Source organism: Elusimicrobiota bacterium, assembly GCA_028718185.1.
Taxonomy (GTDB): domain Bacteria; phylum Elusimicrobiota; class UBA8919; order UBA8919; family UBA8919; genus JAQUMH01.
The window spans coordinates 141,642-162,819 of record JAQUMH010000003.1; the positions used below are offsets into that span (position 1 = coordinate 141,642).

A 21,178-nucleotide genomic window follows, 5' to 3' on the forward strand; every position below is an offset into this window, starting at 1 on the left:
TTTTTTTCCCCATTTGTCATTCCCGTGAAAACGGGAATCTATAAGTAGATTTTTTGTGTGTATTTGCAAACCTTGTTTTGCGCCACCAAATTTTTTCCAATTCCAAATTAAACCCTTGATTTTTATTTCAAAAATAGTTAAAATTACTATAAAGTTATTATTATGGTTATGTAATCATTCCGCTTTGAGGGACTGCTGTTTTGTCATTTTTTTGTAGTAGCACCGCCTTGCGGTGCAGGTTCGTTGTTTGTTTTATGTAGTCGCACCGCCTTGCGGTGCAGGTTCAGATGTTGTAGAATCGGTCGCATAAATGAATAAAAAACACTTAAATATTTTTATTGCTTTATCAATATTCTTAATTCTGCATTTTATCAGAACGCAAAATTATCTTTTGTTTCATGCCGTTATTGAATTATCTGCTATTATCATATCCTATGGAGTATTCGCGTTCGCCTGGAACACCCGCAGGTTTAATCTTAAAAACAACTTTTACTTGTTTATAGGTATCGCCTTTTTATACATTGGTGTACTAATTTTATTTCATATACTGTCATATAAAGGAATGGGGGTATTTTTAGGATACGATTCTAATTTACCAACTCAACTTTGGATTGTCCTGAGATTTATGACCGGTATCTCATTTTTCATTGCTCCTTTTTATGCTAAAAAGAAATTAAATGTTCGGCTGGTTTTCATTATTTTTACAATAGTAATATCATTATTACTCGCAAGCATTTTCTATTGGAATGTTTTCCCGGTATGTTATATTGAAGGCGAAGGATTAACGTTATTCAAAAAAATAAGCGAATATATTATATGTTTAATCTTTGCAGCTTCAATTTTAACATTATTAAAAAACCGGAAAGAATTTGAAAGCGGCGTACTAAAAATACTGATTTTGGCTATCGTCTCGTCAATAATTAGCGAATTGTTCTTTACGCTTTATAGTGATGTTTATGGGGTTTATAATTCATTAGGGCATTATCTTGAATTTGCCTCTTTCTATCTTATATATAAAGCCATTTTGGAAACAGGATTTACTAAACCGTATGATACCATTTTCAAAGAACTTAAAGAAAGCGAGAGAGTTCTGCTTGAAAGTGATAATTTTAACAAGTCACTATTAAATACAATCCCGTTTGGAATGGATATAATAGATGAAGAGGGTAACATATTGTTTGCTAATCAAAACCTGAAGAAATTATTAGGAAAAGATATTATCGGCAAAAAGTGCTGGTCGGTATATAAAGATGATAACAAACAATGTGTACATTGTCCCCTGACAAGAGGAATTCGTATATCGGAAACTGCATCTATTGAAGCAGATTGCGTTTTAGGGGGGAAAACGCTGCAAATTACCCATACCGGCATAATTTACAAAGACAAAAAAGCGATTCTGGAAATTTTTGAAGATATAACAGAACGGAAACAAGCGGAACAGGAAGTTAAACATCTTGCTTCCTTTCCCAAATTGAATCCAAATCCTGTTTTAGAATTGGATTTATCCGGCAACGTGGTTTTCTATAACAAAACTTGTCTTAAAATTTTAGAAGATTTAAAACTTCAAAAAGATGTAAATATATTTGTTCCTCGTGATATACAGGAAATTATTAAATCTCTTAGCGGGAAAGGAATAAATTCAATAAATAGGGATATAAAAGTAGGTAATAAAGTATTCAAAGAGGATATCTATTCTGTCCCGCAATTTAATACCATTCGCATCTACTGTGATGATATAACAGAACGGAAACTGGCTGAAGAGGTATTGAAAAATGAAAACCTGCGGCTCCAGGAACTTGACAAAAAAAAATCAGAGTTCGTTTCAATAGTTGCGCATGATTTGCGGACACCGCTTACTTCAATTATGGGATTTGCAGATACTATTATGAATAAGAAGTTGAATCTTACGGGGGAACAAAAAGGAACATATATCGGGTATATACAGGAAGAATCGCGCAGGTTAGGCAGATTAATTTCCAACTATCTTGATATAGCTAATATAGATGAAGGAAAACTTGAGTTAAATATTAGTGAGACCGATTTAAAGCAGCTTATAGATGATACAGTTAAAATGTTTTCAACTAATAGTAAAGATATGCGGATATCTTTTGAATCTGAACCCGATTTGACGGGACTAAAAGCGGATCCGGACAGGATAAAGCAGGTATTACAAAATATTATTGGTAATGCAATAAAATACTCTCCCCAGCAGTCAATCATAAAGATTACTGCCAGAAAAAAGTTAAATGATATACAGGTAAGCATAAGCGACCGCGGTCCCGGTATACCTGATACTGAAAAGGAGAAAATATTTCATAAATTTTACAGGATGGACAATGTGCTTTCAAGAGATGCGTCCGGTACCGGACTGGGTCTGACAATTACAAAATCTATTATTGAAAGGCACAAAGGAAAAATATGGATAGAAGATAATTCTCCTATAGGCAGTATCTTTATTTTCACCTTGCCGATTTAAAGATAGATTACAGTATTGAAGTTATTTTGTAGCCGCAAACCCTTGTTCTGTTGATGTTATGTAGCCGCACCGCCTTGCGGTGCTTTAGCTGATGTGTTGTGTAGCCGCAGAGCAAAGCTCTGCTTCCGTTGTTTGTATATTTGCATGTTCTTGACGTATCGTATACGTATATCTTATAAACAAAAAAATTTTAAAATTTGCAATCTTATGAACAAAAAAATTTTAATAATTGAAGACGAAAAAAAAATCATCCAGTTGTTAAAGATTAACTTTATCGGTGAAGGTTATGAAGTTGAAGAAGCAAACAGCGGTGAAGAAGGATTAAAAAAAGTTAATATTTTTAAACCCGATTTAATAATACTTGATGTAATGTTACCGCAAATGAGCGGTTGGGAAGTGTGTAAGAATATAAAAAATAACCCTGCGTATAAAGATATTTTAGTAGTCATATTGACTGCTTCTACACAGAAGTCGGATATGAACAAAGCAGTTTCGGCAGGTGCAGATGGATTTTTCGGTAAACCATTTGAAATAGATTTTATAACCGGAAAAATAAAAGAATTATTTGAAAAAAGGACTATTCGGTAAAATCTTCTCCCCTAAGGGGAGAAGAATAAAGATGAGGGGAGAATGATAAATTATGCGTATTCTTGTCGTGGAAGATGAGAAAAAACTTGCCAGTTTTGTAAAACGCGGTTTGAAAGAAGAGGGTTATGCAGTGGACGTTGCACTTGACGGTGAAGAGGGGTATAATTTAGCTACTATTAATTTAAACGAATACGATTTAATTATTTTAGATGTTGTAATTCCTAAAATTGACGGGATAACTTTATGCAGGAAACTAAGGGAAGAAAAAATAAATACCCCTATTTTAATGCTTACCGGAAAGGATACTGTCAAGGATAAAGTCGCAGGATTAGATTCCGGGGCAAATGATTATTTAACAAAGCCTTTTGCTTTTGAAGAACTGCTTGCCCGTGTCCGTGCAATAACGAGAAGAAAGAACGAAAAAAATGTTACGAAGTTGGTAGTAGGCGATTTGGAGTTGGATTTATTGACTCACAAGGTGATGCGTGCCAACAAGGAAATAATATTGACTACTAAGGAATATTCGCTTTTAGAGTATTTAATGCAAAATGCAGGGAATGTTGTAACCAGAACTATGATTTCAGAACATGTCTGGGATATTAATTTTGATTCATACACAAATGTAATAGACGTATATATAAATTACCTGCGAAATAAAATTGACAGTAATTTTAACAGCAAGATGCTCCATACTATTCGCGGCCGTGGCTATATTTTGAAGAATAAATAATCTTGTTTGCCATGCTTCCGTTTGTTATATATCCGCATCTCCTTGGTATGCCCATGTTTATGTAGTAGCTTGCCCTTGGCAAGCAGGTCATATTGTGTAGTCGCAAACCTTGGTTTGCTGCCGTTGTTTGTTTTTGTAGTTGCCTTGTCTTGCGAACTGATGTTATGTAGTAGCTTGCCCTTGGCAAGCAATGTCATATTGTGTAGTTGCAAACCTTGGTTTGCTGCCGTTGTTTGTTTTTTATAGTTGCCCTGTCTCGTGATCTGATGTTATGTCGTTGCCCGCCATCGATTCAGTGGCGGGGCCTAACTTTTATGATTAAAAAACCTAAAAATTCAGATTCTACGCAAAGTAGTCTTGTCCACCACATGCTACACGAATTAAAAACCCCCTTAACTATTCTAAAAGGTGAAATAAGCTTGGTCTTAAAAAATAACAATTCACCGCGTAATTATAAGTCAGTTTTGATTAGCAGTATGGAAGAAGTAAACAGAATTTCAGTTATTGTCGAAAATTTAACAACACTTATGAAATATGAAAACAACGAAATAATTCTTCAAAAGAAAATCATTGATATGAATTTAGTGATAAAAAGTGTCTTGGATGATACCAAAATATTACTAAAACAAAAAAATATTAAAATAAAGTTATTATCAAAACCAAAAATATTTTTAGAAGGGGATGAAAAACAGTTAAAAGTCCTTTTTGCTAACTTATTGAGAAGCATTATCAAATACACCCCTGAAAAAGGAAATATTCTTTTAAATTTAAGTAAAAAAGCTAAATATACTATAGTCCAAATAACAGGCACAGATATTACGGGTTCCGCCGGTATTGAAAATTTTTATTTAAGTTTAAAGTTACCCGAATATATAGTCAAAGCCCACAACGGCAAAATTAAAATAAAAAAAGAATCAACCCATCCCAAAACCCTGATAGTTTATATCCCATTATCCTTTTAATATGTTATCCGCCAACGGTTCAGTGGCGGGTTCATTCCATAGTTTAATCAATAGTTCTTACCCGCCAAAGCCCCAGTGGCGGGCTAATGTTATGTAGTAGCTTGCCCTTGGCAAGCAATGTCATGTTGTGTAGTCGCAAACCTTGGTTTGCTGCCGTTGTTTGTTTTTTGTAGTTGCCCTGTTTTGCAGACTTGTTGTTATGTAGTTACCCGCCAAAGCTTCAGTGGCGGGTCAATCCCATTATTCAATCTTTTAATCTTCCTAATCGTCGTTAACATTAAAATCTTTTAATCTATTTTTAACGTTATTTTAATTGCCGTTATTATAATATCTTGTCAAATAAATCCGGGGTATTATAATGGAAAAACAAAAATATAAAATATTGATAGTTGATGATGACCCAAAAATAGTCGAGTTCATCAGAGTCAATCTTGAAGGAGAAGATTACGAGGTTGATATCGCATATGACGGGGAGCAGGCATTAGAAAAAGTAATTAACCAGGGGAGAGAGCGGCCCGATTTGATAATTTTGGATTTAATGTTGCCAAAATTAGATGGTCATGAGGTGGCGAAACGAATTAAGGGAAAAGAAATGTTATCTGATATACCTATTATTATGTTAACTGGCAAAGATAGACCTTTAGATAAGATTGAAGGATTAATTAATACCGGAGTAGATTATTATTTCACCAAACCTATTAATATCAACGATTTATTAATATATATTTTTAAGATTTTATCAGAAAAAAATAAATAGTATTAGAAAAGTTAAGGCATAGCTGGAGTATATTTATGACACAGAATCCGGGTTCACCTGTAAGAAAAGATAAAAAAAGCGTAGAAAAATATGTTGATACAAATTATCTGCTGCCTGATTATTATAATGAGTCCTATCTAATTATTTTACCGAGAGATCCTCTCTGGATGTTTGCGTGCTGGGAGGTTACAGATAAACAAAGAGAACAAATTAAGAAAGAATACGGTAAAGATATTTTCGAAGAATCTCAGCCAATATTGCGTGTTCATGATATAACGGATGTAGAGAAATTCACTGGTGTCAATTCTAAAAGTTATAAAGATGTTCCTGTTTTTATTAATGTTAGATGCTGGTACATAAAAGTTGATCATCCCGGGCGTAATTGGTGTGTTGAGCTTGGTTTTAAAACGAAAGAAGGGAAATTTATTATGTTATTACGGTCAAATATTATTGCGTTGCCGTTAAATAAAGTATCTGATAATACATTTGAACAATGGTTATTGATGACAGAAGATTATGAAAAACTTCTAAACCTTTCTGGTGTTGGTAAAATGGGTGCAGGTTCATTAGAGATAGTTAACTCTTTGGCAAAAAGATGGGAGATGTCTCAAAGAGCATCTTCCAGTACATTTCAAAAAATTAATCGTGCAAAAAAAATTCTTGAAGAAAAGTAGTTTGAAGGGAGGTGAAAATACATAAGGAAATAATATGTAAGTATGTGCAAATTGTAGCGGTAGGTTGAGTTGTCCGGATTTAGAAAAGTAAAAAATAATCCGGCAAAAGGAGGAGCGATGTTTATTGTGGTTCATGTATTAGGGGTGGTATTGGTTGTAACAGTCGGGTATTTTGTTATGTGGACAGCTTCACAGACAAATACACCGAAAGGTGTAGCGGTTTTTGGAAAAATTGTGTCAATTGCTTTGCTTATCATTGCCGGGTTGGTATTGATTTATGGACCCAGAATGCATCAAAGGATGATGGGTAGTATGAGTTGTCCATATATGTCTATGGGAAGCATGCACGGAATGAAAGATATGGAAGAAATGAAAGAAGGAGAGGGCGATGAAGGCATAGTGAAAATGTACAAAGATATGAAAATGAAAAAGAAAGCGGAATCTACAGAGAAAGGAACAGATATGAAAGGAATGCCAAAAAGTAAGTAACAATTATTAAAGAAGGAATATGAAAAGAGCTCAGGTTGATTGTTTATTTTAGAGTATGAGAATTTTAATGTAGCGGCAAAGCTAAACGGTAGCAGGCAGCAAAGAGGCACAAAAAAAGGAGATGATAAATCATGGCGAAGAAAAAAATAAAAAAAAGTGAGAAGACTGAAAAAAGCCAGAAGTACAAATGTTCAGAATGCGGGAAGGTTGTTAGCGTAGACGAATGTGGATGTTCAGACTGTTGTGATTTAGTATGTTGCGGTGAACCCATGGTTGCATGTTAATAGTGGTTAGTAAGAATAATATTCTCACCTCTTCCCTCTCCCCTGCTGGGGTTTGCTGAAAAAGTCCCCAGGTGTCATTGCGAGGAGTCACGTTGTAAGCGGGACGACGAAGCAATCTCGTCTGAAGAATAGATTGCCGCGCTCCCATTGGTCGTTCGCAATGACCGGCAAAGAGAGTTTTTCAGCAATCTCCCTGCTGGGAGAGGGCGAAGGGTAAGGGGAATATTTAGCGGACTCCGATAAATATTTAAATTAAAATGAACCCTATATTTGAAGTTCCTCAGGAACTGAAATTAAATTTACCTTTAATAGAAAAGCTTTACGATGTCGCAATCATCGGGGCAGGACCTGCCGGTATGACAGCCACTGTTTATTGTTCCAGGAAAAAATTAGATACGTTGCTAATCACTAAGGACATAGGCGGTCAGGTGCTGGTTACCAGCGGAATTGAAAATTATATGGGCTATCAGCACATAACCGGCAGAGAACTTTCGGAAAAGTTTTATAACCAGATATCACAGTTCCCTATATCTCTATTGAAGGATGTAAAAATAAGTAATTTGGAGCTATCCAAAGATAAATTTGTTCTTAGTTGCGAGGGGAAAAAGTATTTTTCAAAAACTGTGATTATAACATCCGGCAAAAGGGCTAAAGAGTTAGATGTTCCTGGCGAGAAAGAATTTTTAGGCAAAGGTGTTGCTTTTTGTTCGACCTGCGACGCGCCTCTTTTCAAAGATAAGGTAACTGCCGTTATCGGAGGCGGGAATTCTGCCTTGTCAGCTGTAATAGACTTGCTTTCATATTCGCCCAAAGTCTATTTAATAAATATTGCAAGTACAATACAAGGTGACCCGGTACTTATTGAAAAAATAAAAAATTCAGGCAAAGTAGAGATAATATTAAATACAGAAGTTGTTGAAATAAAAGGCGAAAAAAGGGTTGAATCTGTTGTGGTTAGAAATAGTGATACAAATCAAATACGACAGATTGATGTTTCGGGGGTTTTTATAGAGGTGGGACTTACACCAAATACCGAGTTTGTAAAGAACGTCCTGAGCCTTAACAATAACAAGGAAATAATTATTGATTGTAATAGCAGAACATCTGTTCCTGGGATTTTTGCTGCAGGTGATGTTACCAGTACCACCGGTAAGCAAATAATCATTGCTGCAGGTGAGGGTGCAAAAGCCGCACTTTCAGTTTATAAGTATCTGTTGGAGACAAAGTGAATTTTATGGACGATAAAGCAAAAGATACGATAAAAAAAGATTTATCGGTTCTAACAAAAAAAGTCAAACTCATTGTTTTTACTAAAGAAACAGAGTGTTCTTCATGTAAAGATAGCATTTTAAGTATTGAAGAAGTTGTCTCACTTTCAGATAATATTTTAATGGAAAAATATGATTTTACGAAAGATAAAGAGAAAGCAGAGCAATATAATATTGATAAAACTCCGGCAATAGCAGTAGTTAGCGATAAAGATTTTGGTATAAGGTTCTACGGTTTTCCTGATGGTTTGGAGTTTTTATCGCTGCTTGATGCAATAAAATTGGTATCTTCCGGAGAATCAAATTTGACTTTGGAGACAAGAGAAATGACTTCAAAAATCACAAAACCTGTCGTTATAAAAGTTTTCACAACAGTAAGTTGTCCATACTGTCCGGCAGTAGTTAAACTTGCAAATAGGTTTGCTGTTGAAAGTGATTTAATAGGTTCACATTCCATAATCGCAAATGAATTTCCGGAACTCGTTGAAAAATATAGTATTTTTTCTGTACCTAAAGTTATGATAAATGAAACGGCGGAATTTGAAGGTGTTCCTTCTGAAAAGGAATTTTTAGAAAATATATTAAGAGCATGAGAAACTTTAAGACAGCATTTTTAATGATTAGAATTTTTTAATTTATTTTTAATGTTAGTTTAATACCGTTTATTATATACTTGCCCCGTAAAATGACAATGTCCGTAAAATAACAATGTCGCAATGTAGTCGCCCGCCATCGATTCAGTGGCGGGCTGATGTTGTGCAAGGGGTGAAACTAAAGGAGGTGAAGATGAGCTGGTTGTCAATTTTATTACAAGGAATCGAGCAACTCGTAAGCTGGAATAATTACAAGAGCATATACGAGGAATATGATATGTTTTGGTATCAGAAGTTATTTGTTTTACTTGTTTTGTTTTTGTTCTTTTCCGAAGGAAACCAATTGATTGCCAAAAGGACGAATATTAAATAAGTGACTGAGTATTTCAAAGGTTAAGCAGTAAGAGATGCCAACCTTGATGTATAGGAGAATTTCAATGTCTGGCAGAGCTGACGCTCTGCGGTTACAACATCAGCTGTTTTGTAGCTGCAAAGCAAAGCTTTGCTTAACTTGGTTATAGAAATTTCAATGTTTGTAGTTGTCGTAGATTCTTGGCGTGCCTAACTTGGGGGGGGATATAGTATTATGAAAGACATAAAAGAAGAGTTGATTTCCATGTTAAATAAAGCGTTAGAATTAGAACATGCAGCAAGGATTCAATATCTATCGCATGCTGAACTTGTTAAAGGTGAGGATGCCGAGAAAATAATAGAGAGGATTAAAGAGATTGCTTCAGATGAAAGTAAGCACGAAGATATTTACCGGAACTTGATAGGAAATTATTTATGTGGAGAACCCAGTATGGGTATTGCAGGAACATATCATGCGCATCTGAGAAAAGAAATATTTGAAATTAATCTAAAAGGTGAAAAAGAAGCCATTGATTTCTATAAACAGATTTATCAAAAAGTTATAGATAATAAAAAAGATTTACAGTATGAATATGAAAAATTAGAACACGATATTCGTCACGTTATAATAGACGAACAAGAACACGTATCAGAACTTTTACAACTTCTTGGTATATAACGGGATTACATTGTTTGTTATGTATAGTTTATATGTTTTTGTCCATATCCCTGTAGTAGCTTGCCCTCGGCAAGCAGGTTGTATTAAGTAGTTGCCCGCCAACGGTTCAGTGGCGGGCTAATATTGTCTTCATGTTTAAGTAGTAGTCCCGCCTTGCGGGATTCCAAGTAGCGGTGAGATTGCCATCTCACGGTAGTTATGTAGTAGCTTGCCCTCGGCAAGCAAGTTGTTTTGTGTAGTAGCAAACCTTGGTTTGCTGATGTTATGTAGCCGCAAAGCGATAGCTTTGCATAAGTATTACAGGAGGGAAAAATGAAAGGTTATGTATGTAATGTATGTGGTTTTATCTCTATTGATGGAACGGCTCCCGAGTCTTGTCCTGTATGCGGAGCACCGAAAAAAGCATTCCAGGAAAAAGACGCGATAAATTTACCGCAAGACACGAAAAATCTTACGGAACTTGAAAAAAAACATATTCCTGTGATAAAAATTGTTAAAAAATGCGGGTTAATCCCGGATACCGGTTGTATAGATGCCCATGTGCGGATTGGTGAAATACTTCATCCTTCTCTTCCGGAGCACTTTATAGTCCGTATAGATTTTTATTTAGATAAAAAATATATATCAAGGATGATGCTTAATCCCGAAAAAATCAATCCGGCGGCTTGTGTACATCTTAGAGTAAAAAGCGGTAAACTTACAGTTATTGACTTCTGTAACCAGCACGGCAACTGGATAAGTGAGGTTGATTTATAGAAAATCTCATTTCTTTCTTCTCCCAATTGAGAGATTGCTGAAAAAGTCCCCATGTGTCATTGCGAGGAGTCACGCTATAAGCGGGACGACGAAGCAATCTCGTAGGAAAAAGAGATTACCACGCTCCCGTCGGTTGCTCGCAATGACCAACAAAGAGGGTTTTAATGTTAGGGGGGAATTGGCAGGTCAAAAAAAATGAAAAAAATTCATAATGAAGGAAAGAAAGTCGGTGACATAATCCTGTATGCTCTTAGTACATGTATCTGGTGCAAAAAAACAAAACAGCTGCTGAAAGACTTGGGCATAGATTTCTATTATGTTGATGTGGATTTACTTGATAAAAAGGATATGAAAGCTGCTGAAAAAGAAATTATGAAGTGGAATCCCGACCGGTCATTTCCAACTCTTGTTAAAGATAACAAGTTTTGTATAACCGGATATAAACCGGATGAAATTAAAGAAAAAGTTTTGTAGGGGAAAAAATGGAAGAAAAAAATAAAGTAACTTCCGAACAGATTAATCAATTATACCGGAAACTCAAAGAAGAAGCCGAAAATTCCGGATATCATTTGAATTTTGATAAAAAATTTACGAAAGAACTTATTGAAGGGCTTCTTGTTAATGAAATAAGGTACGGTTATTATTCATGCCCGTGCCGGCTTTCTTCCGGTAATAAGCAGGATGATATGGATATTATATGTCCTTGTGATTATAGAGATGCAGATTTAAATGATTATGACACTTGTTACTGCGGGCTTTATGTTTCAAATAAGATATTAAGCGGTGAAAAAGAACTGAAATCTATACCTGAAAGGAGACCTTCTTTGGAAAAAAGAAAAGGCAAAAAGCCAGATACGGCAAATCCTATTTTTTCAGTTCCTTTGCCGGTGTGGCGATGCAAGGTATGCGGATATCTTTGTGCCAGGAACGAACCACCGGAGATATGTCCTATATGTAAGGTAAAAAAAGAAAGGTTTGAAAGATTTATATAGATTGTTTAAACCTCTCAATTATTTATTCTCCCCACTTATTCCTTTCCTCTCCCCTGTGGGGAGAGGAAAAAAGGTGAGGGGGAAATTATGAGATTTTTAACGGAATGATTTAATTTAAAAAAAACAAAAATGGCAAAAACTTCAATTATTATTTGCGGTCAGGCAGGGCAGGGAATACAGACTGTTTGTAATATTCTGGCAAAGGCAATTTTACGTTCAGGGTATTATGTTTTTGCCTGGCAGGATTTCCAGTCAAGGATTCGCGGCGGAGAATCTTCTTCCCGTCTTGTCCTGAGTGATATGCCGGTTGAATCTCTGCCGGAGAAATATGATATTTTAGTGTCACTGGACAAATCCAATACTTCCGTATATTTGCCGTTCCTTAAAAAGGATGGTATTGCAGTAGCTGAAGATGAAACCGGTGAAAATATTTTAGCGGTACCTTTTCAAAAAACTGCTGTTGAAATCGGGGGCAACAAAATTTATGCAAACGCTTCCGCTATAGGAACGATAGCAGGAATTATTAATCTGGGTTTTGAAAGAATAGAAACTGTTTTAAGAGAGGAATTTACAAGAAAAAGCAATGAGATTGCTGATAAAAATGTTTTAGTCGCAAAATATTCTTATGATTGGGCTGTTAAAAATAGTAAAAAATATCCAACTGAAACAAAAGGACTGAAAAACCTGAATATGAAAGTTATGACCGGGAACGAATCGCTGGCTCTCGGTGCTATTGCTGGTGGCTGTAAATTTATGTCTGCATATCCAATGACACCTTCAACGGGCATAATAACTTATCTTTCCGAAACATCTCATAAAACAGGTATTTTAACAGAACAAGCGGAAGATGAGATATCAGCTATTAATATGGTGATAGGGGCGAGTTATGCCGGTGTCAGGTCTTTAACTGCAACCAGCGGCGGTGGATTTTGCCTTATGGTAGAAGGACTTTCGCTTGCAGCAATGACAGAAACGCCTGTTGTTATTGTTTTAGGCCAGCGTCCCGGACCTGCAACTGGGCTTCCAACGAGAACCGAACAGGGTGAATTAAATTTTGCGTTGAATGCTGCACATGGCGAATTTCCTAGATTTATTTTTGCTCCTTCAAATGCTTATGATGCTTTCAATATAATGATAAAAGCTTTTGAGATGAGCCAGAAATACAGGGTACCGGTTATAATTCTTACTGACCAGTATCTTGCCGATTCATATTGGACGGTTAAAAATTTTAATATTGATAAAGTTGAAATAAAAGATTATTTTTCTAACCCCAATGACATAGCAGGTGAATTTAAAAAATATTCTATAACTGACGACGGTCTTTCTCCTCGGCTTAAACCCGGCGAAAGTGAGAATCTTGTAGTTGATGATTCGGATGAGCATGACCAGTATGGTCATATAACCGAGAATAACACAATAAGAAAACTGATGGTTGAAAAAAGATGGAATAAAAACTGTTTAATGGCAGAAGAGATGAATGTATCTGTTCCGGATGGTATTGAAGATTCGGAACTTGTTCTTGTGTCCTGGGGTTCTAACGGAGGGATAGTTTCATATGCAGTTGATGTTTTGTTAGAAAAGGGAATCAGAGCAAAAAATATAAACTATACAGAAATCTGGCCTTTAAAAATCCCAAAGGAATTTCTGGATAAAAACAGAAAATTTAAAATAGTAGTTATTGAGAATAATTTTACCGGGCAATTTGCCAGACTCCTTGAGAGCGAGGGTGTTAAGATTTACGGAAAAATACTCAAATATGACGGATTGCCTTTTACGGAAGACGAAGTTATCGAAGAGGTTTTAAAATATACAAGTGTCCATCCCCTAAACTCTTCCTTCACACCTATAGATGGAAGATAAAGGGGAAAGCGAGCAGGTTTGTTTAAAATATTATGTTAAAAATAGACGATTTTAAAAATAATGTAAAATCCGCTTGGTGTCCCGGGTGCAGCAATTTTGGGATATTGAACGCTGTAAAAAATTCATTTGTAAAACTTGATGCTAAACCGCAGGATATTGTTATTGTTTCCGGCATAGGTCAGGCACCAAAGTTGCCCCATTACTTAAACTGTAATGTTTTTAACGGTCTGCATGGACGGGCATTGCCTGTTGCTACCGGTATAAAAGCTGTCAATCCGGAATTAACCGTTTTAACTGTCTGCGGAGATGGTGATTTCTATGGTGAAGGCGGTAATCATCTTTTACATGCTTTTCGCAGGAATCCTGATATAACTTCTCTTATACATAATAATCAGGTATATGCTTTGACAAAAGGTCAGGCATCGCCTACTACGGATATTGGAGTGAAAACAAAGTTACAGTTTGACGGTGTTAAAGAGGAACCGCTTAATCCGCTGGCATTAGCAATAATAATGAATTGTTCATTTGTTGCAAGAGGTTATGCCGGTGATTTGGAATTTCTGTCTGAAATTATAGTTGCAGGAATACAACATAAAGGATTTGCCCTGATAGATATAATTCAACCTTGTATAACCTTTGGGTATCATCAGGGTCCGTGGTATAAGGACAAGATTTATCATTTAGAGAAAGATTATAATCCTTACGATAAAGAATCGGCATTAAAAAAAGCAAGTGAAACAGGAGATAAAATACCAACGGGTATTTTTTACATAAATAAAAAGCCGGTATTTCCTGAAAACGAATCAAACCTTACAAAAATTGCAAAAATTGATAAAGATATTATTTATGGGTTGTTGAAGTTGTTTGAGTAGAGGAGAAAACAATGGATTTAAAAAACATTTTCGAAAAAAGACGTTCTGTTAATTTTTTTGATACTAAAGAGAATATTAATGAAACGTTACTTGAAAAAATTTATAACATAGCCAGGCTGGTCCCGTCATCGTTTAACCTCCAGCCATGGAAGATGCTGCTTGTGAAAAATCAGGAGGACAAGAGAAAACTAAGAAAAGCTGCGTTCAATCAGGAAAAAATAGAAGATGCATCTGTCGTGATTGTATTGCTTGCAGATATGGAAGGATATAAAAATACAGATAAACTTTTAAATGATATGATAGCAAAAGGATATATTAAACAGGAAGAAAAAGAAAAACATAGCAAAATGCCGGAAACTCTTTACGGGAATCCTTTTGCCGGTCGCGGTTTTGCTTTAAGAAACGTCGGTCTTTTTGCTATGGGATTTATGCTTGCTGCAAAAGATTTGGGAGTGGATACGCATCCTATGGACGGGTTTGAGCCGGAAAAAGTAAAAGAAGCGTTTAAAATCCCCGATAGATATGAAGTGGCAATGCTTATAGCGGTTGGTTATCATGATAAGTCTAAAAATTTATTACAGCGCCTGAACAGAAAAGAGTACGAAGAAGTTGTTGTCCGGGGAAGTTTCTGAATTTATGGAACAAATATATCTGGAAAATCAGTCAAATACGAAAGTTGACGAGCGTGTTTTTAACGAAATGCTCCCGTTTTTAAAAGAAAATTACGGTAACGCCCAAAGCATGCATTCATTGGGTGCGGTATCAAAAGATGCAGTAGAAAAAGCCCGTGGTCAGGCAGCTGATTTGATTAATTCAAAGCCTGATGAAATATATTTTACATCCTGTGCTTCGGAATCAAATAATTTGGCTGTAAAAGGTGTTGCAGAAGCATATAAGCAAAAAGGGAAACATATAATAGTTTCCGATATTGAACACTTTTCTGTTTTATATTCTGCGAAGCGTTTAGGTCAGAATAATTTTGAGGTTACATATTTACCCGTTGATAGAAACGGTTTTGTGTTTCCGGAAAATGTTGAAAAAGCGATTCGTGAAGATACAATACTTGTTTCAATACAGCATGCAAACCCGGAAATCGGTACAATTCAGCATATAGAAAAAATTTCAAATATTTGCCGTGCAAAAGGTGTTCTATTCCATACTGATGCTGTTTGCAGTGTTGGTACAATCCCTGTTGATGTTGACAAGATAGGTGCTGATTTATTAACTTTCTCCGGAAGCCAGTTTTACGGTCCCAAAGGAGCTGCCGCTCTGTATTTAAAGAAAGGTATAAAAATAATTTCGCAGATTGACGGCGGCATACAGGAAAATGGGCGTCGTGCAGGAACTGAAAACGTTCCGGCGATTGTCGGTTTTGGAAAAGCGTGCGAAATCATAAAAAGTGAGATGGCAGAAAATAACAGAAGAATTACTGCTTTAAGAGATAAATTGATTTTTGAATTACCCCAAAAAATAGAATATATTTATTTAAACGGACCGGTTGAAAATCGTTTACCCAATAATGTTAATTTTTCAGTTGAGTTTATTGAAGGCGAAGGGATGTTTTTATTATTGGACCAAAAAGGTATTTATGTGTCAAGCGGTTCTGCCTGTGCATCTAAATCGTTGAAAATGTCACACGTTTTAACATCTATAAAAGTTGACACTGCAATAGGACAAGGCTCCATTTTAATGACCCTTTCAAAAGATAACAGTTATGAGCAAATCGAGTATGTTATGTCGGAATTTCCGGCAGTAGTAAAAAAATTACGTGACATGTCTCCATTATACAGTTATTTTCTAAAAACAGGTACTAGACATCAGGCAGGTCCCGGTACCGACTACGAGCATGAATCCGAGCACGATGTAAATAAAGAATAATGGTCGAAAAGTGTATTTTAATGTATAGGAATTTCAATGTTTAGCAGATCTGACACTCTGCGGCTAAACATCAGCTGTTTTGTAGCTGCAAAGCAAAGCTTTGCTTAACTTGAATCTGTTGTTTTAGTTATTCATTACACATCACACATTACTCATTGCACGGTTTTTAATAGGGGATAACGTTATGCCGTTTTATTCAGAAAAAGTGATGGACCATTTTCAAAATCCGAGAAATGTAGGTGAGATAAATGACGCTGACGGAGTCGGAGAAGTCGGTAATCCTGTCTGCGGCGATATGATGACTTTTTATATAAAAGTAAAAGACAACAAGCTTGAAGATGTAAAATTTAAAACTTTTGGATGCGGCGCGGCAATAGCGGTTTCGTCAATGGTAAGTGAAATGGCTAAGGGAAAAACAATTGATGAAGCTCTCAAGATTACCAACGCTTCTGTTGCACAGGAATTAGGCGGTCTTCCGCCGAACAAAATGCACTGTTCCAACTTAGGTGCCAGTGCACTGCATAAAGCTATAGAAGATTATAAGAAAAAAACAGGTAAATAAATGAAAAAAAAGTGTAAATGTAATTTTTGTGAAAGTGAGTTAAAAGAAGGTTGTTTCGAACCGGTTTTTTGTAAACCTTGCAGTGTAAAACTGGTAGAATGTAAAACTTGCGGGCATTTATATAAATCAGATTTAAAAAAATGCCCAAAGTGCAGTAATTTGTGATGGTGTAATGTCACCGATACTTCTTGACATTTGGTTGTCATTGCGAGCCCGCCAACGGTTCAGTGGCGGGCGTGGCAATCTCGTCTTCGACGAAATACATTTTATAAGATTGCTTCACTTTGTTCGCAATGACAAATTTAAAGGGACTTATGAGATAGTCTTATGAAAGAAAAAATGACAATCATTATGTTTTCCGGTGAGTTAGATAAAGCAATCGCTGCCTTTACTCTTGCAACTACAGCTGCTGCCAGCGGTATGGACGTTTCGATATTTTTCACTTTTTGGGGATTAAATATTATTAAAAAATCAGTATTTTCCATGTCAAAATCACAAAATATGTTGCAAAGAATGTTTAACTTTATGAGTACGACAAGACTTCCGATATCAAAATTAAATATGTTGGGTATTGGTCCCTGGATGATGAAAAAATTGATGAAAAAAACAGGGATGGCGTCACTGGACGACCTTATGAAGCTTGCCCGGGAACTAAACGTTAAATATATTGCATGTACTACAAGTTGCGGTGTTTTAGGTTTGACAAAAGAGAACCTTGCTAATACTGTAGATGAATTTGCCGGTGCCTCAACTTATCTTGCAGAAGCAAGAAATTCTAAAATAAATCTGTTTATTTGACCTCAATTTTTTCTTCTACTCAAGGAGGAGGATTTTTCATTTCTTTCCTCTCCCCTTCGGGGAGAGGATAAAAGGTGAGGGGAAAATTATAAGACTTTTAGCGGATAGCTTTAATGAAAATTGATAAAACACTTGATTGTTCCGGGCTTTTTTGCCCGATGCCTATTGTAAAAACTAAACTTGAACTTGAAAAAATGAAACCGGGCGAAGTTATTGAAATCATCGCTGATGACCCGGGATTTGAAAAGGATTTGCCTGCGTGGTGCCAGATGACAGGTGAAAAATTACTGGAAGTAAAAAAAGAGGGAAATATTATTAAAGGTTATGTGGTGAAAAAATGAATGAAATTGAAAAACGGGAATTAGAAAAACTATTGAAAGTTTTTAAATTTGCTGTTAAGGAAGAACAAAAAGCGCAGAAAATGTACAGGAAATTCCAGAATATGTTTTATTATGACAACAAATGTCTAAGGATATTCAATTGGTTTATTGGTGAAGAAGTTGAGCATGAAAGAATATTACGTAAAAAATATATTGTTTTTAAAAGAATGTTTAAAATAAAGTAAACAAAATGAAAAAGCACTGTTTCAATATTGTAGTTGCAGAGCTTGCTCTGCCTGCATTTTAAAATTTCACCGTAGCCGCAAAGCGCCAGCTTTGCTTAAGTAAAGGAGGAGTTTTTATGTCTGAGTCACATTCTGCAAGAAGAAATTTATTCTGGACAGTAGCCGTTTTTGCAGTACTAATCTTAGTGTTTTTTATTGGTAAATCGCAAAAAAGATTGGATACCTCTTTAGGAATTCAGACGGCTGTTTCTCAGGATATTTTAAATCTACAAGAGGCATTTGTGGGTGTTTCTGAGCAGACAAAACCGGCGGTAGTTTCTATTTACACCGAACAAGTGGTAAAAGAAGCGATGCCTTTTGATTTCTTTTTTTCTGACCCATTTAATGATTTTTTTAATGATTTGCCTAACAAAAGAACTCCAAAAGGGAAAAATTATCAGCAGAGAAAGATTGAGGGTGCCGGCAGCGGTGTTATTATTGACAAAGACGGTTATATTCTTACAAATTATCATGTTGTAAAAGATGCAGAGAAAATTACTGTAAAACTTGCCGGTGACAAAGAATATTCGGGAAAGGTAATAGGTAAAGATGCGAGAACAGATTTGGCAGTAGTAAAAATAAAACCGCATGGGATTCTTCCTGTTGTGAAATTAGGTGATTCGGATAAAATACGTGTCGGTGACTGGGCGATTGCCATAGGTTCTCCTTTTGGATTAGAACAAACGGTTACTGTCGGAATAATATCCGCAAAAAGGCAAAACATTAATGTAGAAGGGAATAATTACAGGGATTTTATACAGACAGATGCTTCAATTAACAGGGGAAATTCCGGAGGTCCTCTTGTAAATATTAACGGTGAAGTTATAGGGATTAATACTGCTATTTTTAGTCAGTCAGGCGGATCGGTAGGAGTAGGATTCGCAATTCCGATAAATCTCGCAAAAAGTATATTGGTTCCGCTTATGACAAAAGGTAAAGTTGAGAGAGGATTTTTAGGCGTGTCTATTGAGAAAGTTGACGAGGTAATTGCTAAGCAATCAGGACTGAAAGAAATTACCGGTGTTATAGTCGGGAGTGTTTCTAATAATACAGCAGCTTCCAGAGCTGGAATTAAAAGAGGGGATATTATCCTTGAATTTGATAATCAAAAGATAGATTCACCCGAAAAACTTCAGGATATTGTTGCCGCTACTCCTCCTAATAAAAAAATAAATGTTGTCATCCTGCAGGAAAATGTTAAAAAAACAGTTTCTGTTATTCTTGGTGAAATGACTGAGGAAGCTGTTGCGAATCAATCAGAGCCGCAGAAAAGCGAAAAAACAGCAGAGTGGCTGGGTATAAAAGTAAAGCAGTTTACCAGGGATATGGCGGAAGAACTAAATGTTTCACCGGATGAACAGGGAGTTGTAATTGTTGAAATAGGAAATGGTTCAAAAGCGGAAGAGATGGGGCTTAACGTTGGTGATGTAATAAGAGCAATCAATAATAAAAAAACGACAAATATTGCAGAATTTGAATCTGCAACAAAAAAGATATCGCTTTCCGAAGGTGTTTTATTCGATATAAACAGGGGTGGAAACCTGATTTATAGAACATATGCAGAAAATTAAAGAAATATAATCTCAATTTTTCTTCTGTTCTTAGGGAGACCTATGAAAAAGTCGCGGTGTCATTGCGAGGAGTCACGCTATAAGCGGGACGACGAAGCAATCTCGTATGAAGAAAGAATTGCCGCACTCCCGTTGGTCGCTCGCAATGACCAGCAAGGGTGGTTTTTCGGCTAACTTTCTAAAAGAAGGAGACGAAAAATTAGAGAGATAATTATAATATTTTAAACTGATAAAAGGAGGTGAACAAAAATGAAAAAAAGTTCAATAAAATATTTTAAACCGGATGAAGTAGTAAAAGAAGAAGGCAATTACTACTGTCATGTTTGTGGAACTGAGAGCGGTACTGAAGAACAAGCATTAAAGAAGGGTAAAAAATTTAGCGAATGTCAGAATTGTGGCAAATCAACCCTTTGGATTAAGAAATAAGTTTTTTTAATAAGAATTTCAATGTTATCACGCCGAGGGCGTGAAACTACAATTTAATTATAGGTTTGTAGTTGTCGCCAGACCCTTGGCAAGCCTAACTCGAAGTAGAAAGCTAATATTAAAGGAGGAAGAACAATTATGTGCAAAAAAAGTTTGTTTATTGGTGTAGCATTGTTTGTAGCAGTTGCTGCAAGTTATGTCTTTGGAGTAGAACCGGAAAAAGCCGGTAGTAAATTGCAGACAGTAAAGATTGATGAAATTAAAGAATTTAGTGCCGATAAGTTTTTAAAGAAGGAGCCGCTTAACACGGACAAAATAATTTTCAATACTTTTTGTTTTAAAGCCCGTCAGATTTTGCCGTTTCATAAACATCCTACGACAGATGAACTTTTTTATATTGTCAGCGGAGTCGGCGAATTTACTGTCGGGAAAGAGAGCGTTATTGTAGGTCCGACATCAACTGTTTATGGTCCCGCTAACATTTTTCACGGTCTCATAAATTCCGGCAATGAAGACATGGTAGTAATTTCCGTACAAGCCCCAAAACCTCTTAAGACTGTTTATGCCGAAAATGCAACAATAATATGTCCTGTTTGTAAGCAGGAGATAATATTAAAAGATGGCGTAAAAGAGGGAGACATATATGTCTGTCCGCGTTGTCATGCAAAGTTAAAAATCATTAAAAATAAAGACGGCAAATTAGAAGCAGTACATATATAATTGTCCGTTACAATTTATAGCTGGACTGATGTTATGCAGCAGTGAATGTAAATTCACATAATATATTGTAGCCGCACCGCCTTGCGGTGCTTATGTTATGTAGCTGCAGAGCGAAGCTCTGCTTCCGTTAGTCTTGGATTTTCTTGTCTTTGAGCAAGTTATTATAAAAAAAATCAAGGATACATTTTTTACTTGACAAATATTTTATTTTTAATTATAATTATACTAAAGCACATTGAAAGTGTTTTAAAAAAACAAAGGCAAAGATGTCTTTTGACAATAAGCGTC

25 protein-coding genes are annotated in these 21,178 nt (G+C 35.8%); all 25 read left to right on the plus strand.

Annotated features, from left to right (window positions below; genetic code table 11):
• Positions 1-310 precede the first annotated feature (310 nt).
• Positions 311-2,476 (plus strand): MASE3 domain-containing protein, encoded by a 2,166-nt coding sequence (locus PHE88_06200; protein MDD5687403.1) that lies wholly within the window; start codon positions 311-313, stop codon positions 2,474-2,476.
• A 207-nt stretch (positions 2,477-2,683) separates the two neighbouring features.
• Positions 2,684-3,064 (plus strand): response regulator, encoded by a 381-nt coding sequence (locus PHE88_06205; GenBank protein ID MDD5687404.1) that lies wholly within the window; start codon positions 2,684-2,686, stop codon positions 3,062-3,064.
• A gap of 52 nt (positions 3,065-3,116) precedes the next feature.
• The gene (locus PHE88_06210) at positions 3,117-3,794 is read left to right on the plus strand and encodes a response regulator transcription factor (GenBank protein MDD5687405.1); all 678 of its coding nucleotides are present in this window, start codon (positions 3,117-3,119) and stop codon (positions 3,792-3,794) included.
• A gap of 314 nt (positions 3,795-4,108) precedes the next feature.
• Positions 4,109-4,756 (plus strand): HAMP domain-containing sensor histidine kinase, encoded by a 648-nt coding sequence (locus PHE88_06215; protein MDD5687406.1) that lies wholly within the window; start codon positions 4,109-4,111, stop codon positions 4,754-4,756.
• 358 nt (positions 4,757-5,114) lie between these two features.
• Positions 5,115-5,513, plus strand: coding sequence for a response regulator (locus PHE88_06220; GenBank protein ID MDD5687407.1), 399 nt, complete (start codon positions 5,115-5,117; stop codon positions 5,511-5,513).
• A gap of 35 nt (positions 5,514-5,548) precedes the next feature.
• Positions 5,549-6,187: a DUF4912 domain-containing protein gene (locus tag PHE88_06225; protein MDD5687408.1), complete on the plus strand. Its 639-nt coding sequence runs from the start codon at positions 5,549-5,551 to the stop codon at positions 6,185-6,187.
• Between the two features lie 69 nt (positions 6,188-6,256).
• Complete coding sequence (locus tag PHE88_06230) at positions 6,257-6,676, plus strand: hypothetical protein (GenBank protein MDD5687409.1); 420 nt, start codon at positions 6,257-6,259, stop codon at positions 6,674-6,676.
• Positions 6,677-6,807: 131 nt separating this feature from the next.
• Positions 6,808-6,960, plus strand: a complete 153-nt coding sequence (locus PHE88_06235) for a hypothetical protein (protein ID MDD5687410.1) — start codon at positions 6,808-6,810, stop codon at positions 6,958-6,960.
• Positions 6,961-7,217: 257 nt separating this feature from the next.
• Entirely contained in the window at positions 7,218-8,189 is a 972-nt protein-coding gene (locus PHE88_06240; GenBank protein MDD5687411.1) for an FAD-dependent oxidoreductase, read from the plus strand.
• Between the two features lie 5 nt (positions 8,190-8,194).
• Complete coding sequence (locus PHE88_06245) at positions 8,195-8,821, plus strand: thioredoxin family protein (GenBank protein ID MDD5687412.1); 627 nt, start codon at positions 8,195-8,197, stop codon at positions 8,819-8,821.
• Positions 8,822-9,407: 586 nt separating this feature from the next.
• On the plus strand, positions 9,408-9,851 hold the full coding sequence (locus PHE88_06250; protein ID MDD5687413.1) for a ferritin-like domain-containing protein: 444 nt from the start codon (positions 9,408-9,410) through the stop codon (positions 9,849-9,851).
• A 312-nt stretch (positions 9,852-10,163) separates the two neighbouring features.
• Complete coding sequence (locus PHE88_06255) at positions 10,164-10,607, plus strand: desulfoferrodoxin family protein (GenBank protein ID MDD5687414.1); 444 nt, start codon at positions 10,164-10,166, stop codon at positions 10,605-10,607.
• A gap of 195 nt (positions 10,608-10,802) precedes the next feature.
• A complete protein-coding gene (locus PHE88_06260) occupies positions 10,803-11,081 on the plus strand; it encodes a glutaredoxin family protein (protein MDD5687415.1) in 279 nt (92 codons plus the stop codon).
• 8 nt (positions 11,082-11,089) lie between these two features.
• Positions 11,090-11,599, plus strand: coding sequence for a ferredoxin-thioredoxin reductase catalytic domain-containing protein (locus PHE88_06265; GenBank protein MDD5687416.1), 510 nt, complete (start codon positions 11,090-11,092; stop codon positions 11,597-11,599).
• A gap of 129 nt (positions 11,600-11,728) precedes the next feature.
• Positions 11,729-13,459: a 2-oxoacid:acceptor oxidoreductase subunit alpha gene (locus PHE88_06270; GenBank protein MDD5687417.1), complete on the plus strand. Its 1,731-nt coding sequence runs from the start codon at positions 11,729-11,731 to the stop codon at positions 13,457-13,459.
• A gap of 32 nt (positions 13,460-13,491) precedes the next feature.
• The gene (locus PHE88_06275; protein ID MDD5687418.1) at positions 13,492-14,331 is read left to right on the plus strand and encodes a thiamine pyrophosphate-dependent enzyme; all 840 of its coding nucleotides are present in this window, start codon (positions 13,492-13,494) and stop codon (positions 14,329-14,331) included.
• 11 nt (positions 14,332-14,342) lie between these two features.
• Positions 14,343-14,963, plus strand: coding sequence for a nitroreductase family protein (locus PHE88_06280; protein ID MDD5687419.1), 621 nt, complete (start codon positions 14,343-14,345; stop codon positions 14,961-14,963).
• A 4-nt stretch (positions 14,964-14,967) separates the two neighbouring features.
• A complete protein-coding gene (locus tag PHE88_06285) occupies positions 14,968-16,209 on the plus strand; it encodes a cysteine desulfurase family protein (GenBank protein MDD5687420.1) in 1,242 nt (413 codons plus the stop codon).
• 184 nt (positions 16,210-16,393) lie between these two features.
• Entirely contained in the window at positions 16,394-16,771 is a 378-nt protein-coding gene (nifU, locus tag PHE88_06290) for a Fe-S cluster assembly scaffold protein NifU (protein MDD5687421.1), read from the plus strand.
• 327 nt (positions 16,772-17,098) lie between these two features.
• Positions 17,099-17,569, plus strand: coding sequence for a DsrE/DsrF/DrsH-like family protein (locus PHE88_06295; GenBank protein MDD5687422.1), 471 nt, complete (start codon positions 17,099-17,101; stop codon positions 17,567-17,569).
• A 113-nt stretch (positions 17,570-17,682) separates the two neighbouring features.
• Positions 17,683-17,910, plus strand: a complete 228-nt coding sequence (locus PHE88_06300; protein ID MDD5687423.1) for a sulfurtransferase TusA family protein — start codon at positions 17,683-17,685, stop codon at positions 17,908-17,910.
• A complete protein-coding gene (locus PHE88_06305; protein MDD5687424.1) occupies positions 17,907-18,134 on the plus strand; it encodes a hypothetical protein in 228 nt (75 codons plus the stop codon). Before PHE88_06300 ends, PHE88_06305 begins: the two co-directional genes overlap by 4 nt.
• A 116-nt stretch (positions 18,135-18,250) precedes the next feature.
• Positions 18,251-19,744 (plus strand): Do family serine endopeptidase, encoded by a 1,494-nt coding sequence (locus PHE88_06310; protein ID MDD5687425.1) that lies wholly within the window; start codon positions 18,251-18,253, stop codon positions 19,742-19,744.
• A gap of 249 nt (positions 19,745-19,993) precedes the next feature.
• Positions 19,994-20,170, plus strand: a complete 177-nt coding sequence (locus PHE88_06315) for a hypothetical protein (protein ID MDD5687426.1) — start codon at positions 19,994-19,996, stop codon at positions 20,168-20,170.
• A 138-nt stretch (positions 20,171-20,308) separates the two neighbouring features.
• Positions 20,309-20,890: a cupin domain-containing protein gene (locus tag PHE88_06320; GenBank protein ID MDD5687427.1), complete on the plus strand. Its 582-nt coding sequence runs from the start codon at positions 20,309-20,311 to the stop codon at positions 20,888-20,890.
• The last annotated feature ends 288 nt before the right edge of the window (positions 20,891-21,178 follow it).

Coding starts and splice junctions, on each gene's coding strand:
- PHE88_06200 (MDD5687403.1), top strand. CDS start 311: ATGAATAAAAAACACTTAAATATTTTTATTGCTTTATCAATATTCTTA.
- PHE88_06205 (MDD5687404.1), top strand. CDS start 2,684: ATGAACAAAAAAATTTTAATAATTGAAGACGAAAAAAAAATCATCCAG.
- PHE88_06210 (MDD5687405.1), top strand. CDS start 3,117: ATGCGTATTCTTGTCGTGGAAGATGAGAAAAAACTTGCCAGTTTTGTA.
- PHE88_06215 (MDD5687406.1), top strand. CDS start 4,109: ATGATTAAAAAACCTAAAAATTCAGATTCTACGCAAAGTAGTCTTGTC.
- PHE88_06220 (MDD5687407.1), top strand. CDS start 5,115: ATGGAAAAACAAAAATATAAAATATTGATAGTTGATGATGACCCAAAA.
- PHE88_06225 (MDD5687408.1), top strand. CDS start 5,549: ATGACACAGAATCCGGGTTCACCTGTAAGAAAAGATAAAAAAAGCGTA.
- PHE88_06235 (MDD5687410.1), top strand. CDS start 6,808: ATGGCGAAGAAAAAAATAAAAAAAAGTGAGAAGACTGAAAAAAGCCAG.
- PHE88_06240 (MDD5687411.1), top strand. CDS start 7,218: ATGAACCCTATATTTGAAGTTCCTCAGGAACTGAAATTAAATTTACCT.
- PHE88_06245 (MDD5687412.1), top strand. CDS start 8,195: ATGGACGATAAAGCAAAAGATACGATAAAAAAAGATTTATCGGTTCTA.
- PHE88_06250 (MDD5687413.1), top strand. CDS start 9,408: ATGAAAGACATAAAAGAAGAGTTGATTTCCATGTTAAATAAAGCGTTA.
- PHE88_06255 (MDD5687414.1), top strand. CDS start 10,164: ATGAAAGGTTATGTATGTAATGTATGTGGTTTTATCTCTATTGATGGA.
- PHE88_06260 (MDD5687415.1), top strand. CDS start 10,803: ATGAAAAAAATTCATAATGAAGGAAAGAAAGTCGGTGACATAATCCTG.
- PHE88_06265 (MDD5687416.1), top strand. CDS start 11,090: ATGGAAGAAAAAAATAAAGTAACTTCCGAACAGATTAATCAATTATAC.
- PHE88_06270 (MDD5687417.1), top strand. CDS start 11,729: ATGGCAAAAACTTCAATTATTATTTGCGGTCAGGCAGGGCAGGGAATA.
- PHE88_06275 (MDD5687418.1), top strand. CDS start 13,492: ATGTTAAAAATAGACGATTTTAAAAATAATGTAAAATCCGCTTGGTGT.
- PHE88_06280 (MDD5687419.1), top strand. CDS start 14,343: ATGGATTTAAAAAACATTTTCGAAAAAAGACGTTCTGTTAATTTTTTT.
- PHE88_06285 (MDD5687420.1), top strand. CDS start 14,968: ATGGAACAAATATATCTGGAAAATCAGTCAAATACGAAAGTTGACGAG.
- nifU (MDD5687421.1), top strand. CDS start 16,394: ATGCCGTTTTATTCAGAAAAAGTGATGGACCATTTTCAAAATCCGAGA.
- PHE88_06295 (MDD5687422.1), top strand. CDS start 17,099: ATGAAAGAAAAAATGACAATCATTATGTTTTCCGGTGAGTTAGATAAA.
- PHE88_06300 (MDD5687423.1), top strand. CDS start 17,683: ATGAAAATTGATAAAACACTTGATTGTTCCGGGCTTTTTTGCCCGATG.
- PHE88_06305 (MDD5687424.1), top strand. CDS start 17,907: ATGAATGAAATTGAAAAACGGGAATTAGAAAAACTATTGAAAGTTTTT.
- PHE88_06310 (MDD5687425.1), top strand. CDS start 18,251: ATGTCTGAGTCACATTCTGCAAGAAGAAATTTATTCTGGACAGTAGCC.
- PHE88_06315 (MDD5687426.1), top strand. CDS start 19,994: ATGAAAAAAAGTTCAATAAAATATTTTAAACCGGATGAAGTAGTAAAA.
- PHE88_06320 (MDD5687427.1), top strand. CDS start 20,309: ATGTGCAAAAAAAGTTTGTTTATTGGTGTAGCATTGTTTGTAGCAGTT.